General features: G+C 41.1%; 5 protein-coding genes. 3 read left to right on the forward strand and 2 right to left on the reverse strand.

Annotated features, from left to right (window positions below; translation table 11 throughout):
• Positions 1-7 precede the first annotated feature (7 nt).
• On the reverse strand, positions 8-1,513 hold the full coding sequence (locus tag ACTB00_RS15450; protein WP_463300820.1) for a glutamine synthetase family protein: 1,506 nt from the start codon (positions 1,511-1,513) through the stop codon (positions 8-10).
• 283 nt (positions 1,514-1,796) lie between these two features.
• The gene (locus ACTB00_RS15455) at positions 1,797-4,562 is read right to left on the reverse strand and encodes a valine--tRNA ligase (protein ID WP_463300821.1); all 2,766 of its coding nucleotides are present in this window, start codon (positions 4,560-4,562) and stop codon (positions 1,797-1,799) included.
• A gap of 100 nt (positions 4,563-4,662) precedes the next feature.
• On the opposite strand from ACTB00_RS15455, the gene ACTB00_RS15460 reads away from it, so the two are divergent.
• The 3 genes from ACTB00_RS15460 to ACTB00_RS15470 form a co-directional block, all read left to right on the forward strand.
• Positions 4,663-5,268, forward strand: a complete 606-nt coding sequence (locus tag ACTB00_RS15460; protein ID WP_159521073.1) for a MarC family protein — start codon at positions 4,663-4,665, stop codon at positions 5,266-5,268.
• A gap of 263 nt (positions 5,269-5,531) precedes the next feature.
• The gene (locus ACTB00_RS15465) at positions 5,532-5,837 is read left to right on the forward strand and encodes an isoamylase early set domain-containing protein (protein ID WP_463300822.1); all 306 of its coding nucleotides are present in this window, start codon (positions 5,532-5,534) and stop codon (positions 5,835-5,837) included.
• Between the two features lie 268 nt (positions 5,838-6,105).
• On the forward strand, positions 6,106-6,832 hold a 727-nt coding region (locus ACTB00_RS15470), incomplete at its 3' end, for an MFS transporter (RefSeq protein WP_463300823.1).

Raw genomic sequence — 6,832 nt, forward strand, 5'->3', positions numbered from 1 at the left:
CATTTAATTACATGTAATGCAGGTACTCTTTGATCAATTCTTTCAAATCCTGATTTTCGCCATAGGTTTTAAAATTCTCACTCAATTCTTTATCCTCGAACGAACGCAATTTCAAAATGGTATGATTAATAATCGATTTTGGGAAGATCTGATCGGCTTCAAAATAATGGCGGAAGTTTTCAAGAACCTCAGCCGCTTCGTGACAAGAATTCGGCAACCGCCCAAATTGATGATCGCCTTCCGGTTGTTGGTCTTCCTTTAAGAACAAATTCTCGGAGCAAAAATAATCATCCGTCTTTTTGACGGCCTCGGGATCCGATAAACCTTTCATAAAGCCGATAATCAAAGCCGCCGAAAATAAATAGGGATTTGCTGATCCATCAGAACCACGATATTCAATCGTTTGCCGGAATGTATAATCGACATTAGCTTGCTCCTGCTGGTTAAGGTCAGCCCCAAATGCAGTTGCTGAATTCCATCCCAAAGGAACCCGAATTAAGGTGGAGCGATTTTGCTTTCCCCAGCAAATACGGTACGGTGCTTTTTGCCCCGGCATGGAACGCAGATATGAAACCGGCGTGGTGTTGGCAAATGCTGATAATGCTGGTGCCAAGTCCAACACACCGGCAATCATTTTCAGACTGGTGGGTGTAATTTCACCATTTTCCACCAACATATTCTTATCGGCCTGCTCGGCCAAAAAATGTACATGCATGCCGCTGCCGGGCTGGCTCAACGATATTTTTGGTATAAAAGTCACATTCACCTTGTATTTCAACCCTAACATGCGCAAAATCCACTTGGCCACTACCAACTGGTCTGATGCATCTTCCGGATTCACTGGTGCAAATTCAATCTCGTGTTGCTCGTAATGTTTTCCTTGATGTGTGAACCGGCCATTTTCGGCATGTCCAAAGCGAACCATGCCACCACATTGAGCAATCAGTTTGATCGCCTCCGTCCGCAGTTCTTCATACATCGTAAAAGGCTCGGCACAGTGGTAACCATCCGCTGTCCCTTCTACTTCATTCTCGGCATCACCAAAGATGTAAAACTCCAACTCGCCCATCATCTTGAGCTTCATGTTGGTTTCTTTAAAAAACTGCTTTTGTGCTTTTTTCAGAATGTTTTCCGGCGAGCTTTCCAAGGGCTCTCCCTGGGCATTGTAAAACGAACACAAGACATCAACAGATGGAATCTTTGAAAAGGGATTCAAAAAAGCCGTTTTATAACGAGGCACAATATAAAGGTCGCTAGTGTTTACTTCCAGAAACGAAAAAATACTACTTCCGTCAACCCGCTCACCCGATGATAAAACCATGTCCAACTCTTCGCGCGTAGTAACCATGAAGTTTATGGTCTTCAGCTTCCCGTCTTCGGCAACATAGCGAAAATTCAGCATTTCAATTTCGCGCTCTTCAATGTACCGGATCAAATCTTCTTTTGTAAAATCGGAAGCTGGTTTTTGAAGGTATTGAACCAACAGGTTTGGATTATTTTTAAGTGATGGCATACTTTTTTATTTAGACCCTAAAAATAGTTATGTGAATGGAAAATAAAAAACACCCGCACATACAAAAGGCCGGTCGATCAAACCAGCCTTTCTTGCTTTTCTCTTCTGCAAAAGAAAAGTAAAATTTATGAAAAAAAAAAAAATCTTGTCTCACTAATAAAACAGCTCAGCATAAAAAAACCCTTAATCTGATTTGAGAAAAGTTTCAAGTTTCAAGTTTCAAAACACCTCGTGCTTAGTCTTTGTTTGTGCCAACTAATGATTAATAAACAGAATCCGGAGGCTACTTCAAATTTGAAATTTGCTCCTCCAGCACTTTGATTTTGGCCTCAGCATCAGCTTGTTTGTCCTTTTCTTTTGCTACAACGGCTTCCGGTGCATTGTTTACAAACCGGTCATTGCTTAGTTTTTTCACGACCGACTTTAAGAAACCCTGAGTGTATTTTAATTCTTCTTGTAGTTTGGTTAATTCCTCTTCCACATCAATCAAGTCGCCCAAATCAATAAAGAAACTGGATGAGAACACCCTGAACGAAGCCGCTCCTTTGACCTCTTCGGTCACCAATTCAATCCCTGAAAGGTTACCCATCTTAATAAGTACCGAATCGAACTGACCGTTATACCCTTTATCTCCTTTTTGGATCTTCAAGTCGAGTGTGTCTTTCATCGGCAGATTGTTATTTTTACGCACATTGCGAATTCCGGCAATGGCTTCTTTCACCGCTTCAAAATCGGTTAATAAGTTCTGATCAACCTCACCAACCTCGGGCCACTGGCTAACCATGATGCTTTCGCCAGCCTGACGTTCGCGTAATAACTGCCAGATCTCTTCAGAGATAAACGGCATAAACGGATGCAATACCCGCAACACTTTATCGAGCGCATCGAGCACCTCTTCGTAAGTTTTGCGATCGATTGGCTGCAGATACGCCGGTTTTACCACCTCCAACAACCACGATGAAAATTCATCGCGAATGGTGGTGTAAATAGTCATCAGTGCGTCAGAAATTCGGAACTTATCAAAGTGATCGTTCATGATAGCTATTTGCTCGCTCAGTTTTTGATTAAACCATTCGATAGCCAGCTTTGAGTGTTCCGGTTGCTCCAGCTCATCTGACACTTCCCATCCACGAACCAGTCGGAAGGAGTTCCATATTTTAGCTGAAAAGTTCCGGCCTTGCTCCGGTAAACTTTCGTCAAACAACAGATCACCTCCGGCTGGCGAACAGAGCAACATGCCAACGCGTACGCCATCTGCTCCATATTTTTCAATCAACTCAATCGGATCGGGAGAATTACCCAATGACTTCGACATCTTTCGGCCTTGTTTGTCGCGCACCATACCCGTAAAATAGACGTTTTTAAATGGGTACTGATCTCGCTCCGAATATCCGGCCATAATCATCCGTGCCACCCAAAAGAAAATAATATCGTGTCCGGTTACCAAATCGCTGGTCGGGTAATAATAGTTGATTTCGTTATTTTCAGGTTTGGCTACGCCGTCGAATACAGAGATCGGCCACAACCACGATGATGCCCACGTGTCAAGTACATCTTCGTCCTGAGTTAAGTTTTCCATGGTAAGATTTGGATTACCTGTTTTTTCTTTTGCAGCTACCAGTGCTTTTTCAGCGGTTTCGGCCACCACAAAACTGCCGTCTTCCAGGTAATAAACCGGTATTTGATGTCCCCACCACAACTGACGACTGATACACCAATCTTTCAAATTGCCCATCCAGTGGCGGTATAAGTTTTTAAATTTCTTGGGGTGAAACTCTACCTCATCAGACTCCACCGCATCCAATGCAGGCTTGGCCAATTTTTCCATGGATAAAAACCACTGAGCCGAAAGCTTGGGCTCGATAACCACATCGGTACGTTCCGAATAGCCCACCTTGTTTTTATAGTCCTCAATCTTAAGCATGTTCCCCGATTTTTCCAGCATCGGAACAATTTGTTTGCGTGCTTCAAAACGCTCAACCCCAACGAGTATTTGGGCTTTTTCGCTTAGCGTACCATCATCATTAAATGTATCGATGGTTTCCAGGTTGTGGCGCATGCCAATTTCGTAGTCATTAATATCGTGTGCCGGTGTTATTTTCAAACAACCGGTTCCAAACTCCATATCAACGTATTCGTCCATAATTACAGGAACGCTACGTTCTACCAGCGGCACCAAAACCCGCTTCCCTTTCAGGTGTTCAAAACGGTCGTCATTCGGATTCACACAAACAGCCGTGTCTCCTAAGATAGTTTCCGGGCGAGTGGTTGCAATTGTTACGTAGTCATCTTCGCCTTCAATTTGGTAGCGAACGTAATATAATTTCGATTGCTCTTCTTTATGAATCACTTCTTCGTCAGACACGGCAGTTTTAGCCGCAGGATCCCAATTAACCATCCGCACACCACGGTAAACCAATCCTTTATTGTACAAATCAACAAACACCTTGATAACCGATTCCGAACGAATTTCATCCATGGTAAAGCTCGTGCGTTCCCAATCGCAGGAAGCACCGAGTTTTTTAAGTTGCTCAAGAATAATTCCACCGTGCTTATCGGTCCAATCCCAGGCATGTTTCAAGAATTCATCACGGGTTAGATCCTTCTTACCTACGCCTTCACTTTTCAGTTTGGCAACCACTTTGGCCTCAGTAGCAATCGAAGCATGGTCGGTTCCGGGCACCCAACAAGCATTTTTCCCCAGCAAGCGTGCGCGGCGAACTAAAATGTCCTGTATCGTATTATTCAGCATGTGCCCCATGTGCAACACGCCGGTGACATTAGGAGGCGGAATGACAATGGTGTAAGGCTCACGGTCGTCAGGTTCGGAGTGAAAATAGTTTTGCTCCAACCAATACTTATACCACTTATCTTCTACTTCAACAGGATTATACTTGCTTGGAATTTCCATTATTTGTGTGATTTTTAACGTATTCTGAATTAAGCCACAAAAATATAAAAATTCCGCTATCGCTCGTTGGTTTTCGTGTGGTTTGTAGTTTACTTGTTTAATAAGATTAATTCCTGCACTTTCGAAACTTAAACTCACGCGCCAAGTTTTTAAATTAATTACTTGATCTTTTAAAAAATTGTTTAGTTATTCGCACAAGTCTAAAGAATAATCAAGATCAATAATATAATACACTATCATGTTATCATCAATCGTTGAGTTTCTTGTCATGTTGAATCCTTTCGCCCTGTTTCTTTATCTCGATCCTATTCGGAAAGATTTGTCTCATCGCGATTTCATGATGGTTATTTTTAAAGCAAGTTTGATTTCATTTTTAGTTTGTCTGGTTTTTTTCTTTTCCGGAGATCTATTTTTTCGTCTGATTTTTAAAATTGACTTTGAATCTTTCCGTATTTTCGGTGGAATAATCATTTTCTCGTATGCTTACTTTTACATTGTAAAGGGGCAGAAAGCACTAATTATTATTAAAGAAAACCTGGACGACTTAGCTTCAGAAATAGCTCTGCCTTTTATGGTTGGCGCCGGTACAATCTCCTTAACTATTTTATTGGCTCACGACCATTCTTTTCTGATTGGAGGCGGATCGCTAACCATCATCTTCCTCATTAATTTTCTGGTCATTTTTGCACTTAAAAAATTTAGAGACTCGATTGAAACAAAGAAATTTAAAACTGCCTTTGATAAAAACATGGAGGTTTTATTGCGTCTGAATGGATTTTTTATTGGTGCCATTGGCATAAATATGGTGCTTATGGGTATCAAAAACTTATTCGGGATCGGTTAAAAACACGAAAAAAGCCAATTAATTACTTCTTATTTTATCTCAAATCATTATTTATTCTCCGACACCAACTAAAACGAACGCCTGTATTCATTGGGTTTACAAGCAATCAAAAACCTAAAAATACACCCTCCAAAAATACCTGTGTTAAATTATCACTAACAAACTGTGAACCTGAGCATTACTTGTTGCATCTCACCAATTCATCGGTTAATTTTGAAACGAGTTAGATCCTTAGTTTAGTTTAGTTAGAAAAAGTATAAAGTATGAGTTTAAAGAAACAAGTTTTAAAATCGAAGCCGGTTTGTAAAGTTACCTTCCGGTTGTCAAAAGATGAAGTTAAAGGTGCTGAATCAGTTGCACTAGCAGGTGATTTCAATAACTGGGATACAACCGCCAGCATGAAACAATTAAAAACAGGTGATTTCACGACCCTCCTGGAGCTTGAAAAAGGAAAATCTTATGAGTTCCGCTACCTGGTTGATGGCGAAAAATGGATCAATGAACCTGAAGCTGACCGTTTCGCAACCAATGAGTTTGGTGAAGAAAACTCAGTAGTCGAAGCCATTTAAAGAATAAGGTCTGAAATTGAGTTCAGACCTTATTCTTTTCTTTCACATTTCCCAAAAAATCAGCTACGCTTCTTCAAACATCATTTAACAAACCTTCGATCCGCATAAATTAAGCAGTGCGAATAATTTAGTGTCATGTTTCGAGTCTTTAACAATTTGTGATAGAAGCGAAACCGAAAATATCAAATAGGTTCGTGACGTTAGTAAAGCTAAATTAACTTAATTTGATAGAGAAAAGTTAATTTTACCGGACACCTGAGGAGGTCTTATGCAGCAAGACAACGCAGTTTTTAAAAACAATAATATCTACATCATTTTTAGTGTTACACTAATTGCGATGATGGGGGTTGCTAGTATCACCCCGGCATTTCCTGATATTATTGCCCACTTCAAAATTAATCCTCAACAAGTTGGTGGGCTTATTGTAGCCTTTACCCTGCCCGGCATTTTTTTAACGCCTGTTACCGGAACGCTGGCCGACCGCTACGGACGAAAACTAATTCTTGTCCCATCGCTGTTCCTATTTGGAATTGCTGGCATAAGCTGCATGTTTGCCCCTAGTTTCTTCTGGCTTCTTGTTTTACGGTTCATTCAGGGAATTGGAGCAAGTTCACTTTCAAGCCTAAACATCACGTTAGTTGGCGATTTATTTTCGGGCGAAACCAGAACCAAGGTGATGGGGTACAATGCCAGTGTATTGAGTATCGGAACGGCCACCTATCCTGCAGTCGGTGGTGCAATCGCTGTATTCGGCTGGCAATTCATTTTTATACTGCCGATTCTCGCTATTCCATTGGGAATATGGATTATTAAAGGACTCAATAACCCGGAACCCAAAAACAAAACCAAACTAAAAGACTACTTTTCCAGGGTTTGGAAAACCATCAACCAAAAGAATGTTTGGGTTATTTTGATGCTCAGCGTAATTCTTTTCATCATTCTTTATGGCACTTACCTCACCTATTTCCCATTAATGATGAAAACCCGTTTTGGAT

The sequence above is a fragment of the Sunxiuqinia sp. genome (assembly GCF_055140945.1).

Coding starts and splice junctions, on each gene's coding strand:
- ACTB00_RS15450 (WP_463300820.1), bottom strand. CDS start 1,513: ATGCCATCACTTAAAAATAATCCAAACCTGTTGGTTCAATACCTTCAA.
- ACTB00_RS15460 (WP_159521073.1), top strand. CDS start 4,663: ATGTTATCATCAATCGTTGAGTTTCTTGTCATGTTGAATCCTTTCGCC.
- ACTB00_RS15465 (WP_463300822.1), top strand. CDS start 5,532: ATGAGTTTAAAGAAACAAGTTTTAAAATCGAAGCCGGTTTGTAAAGTT.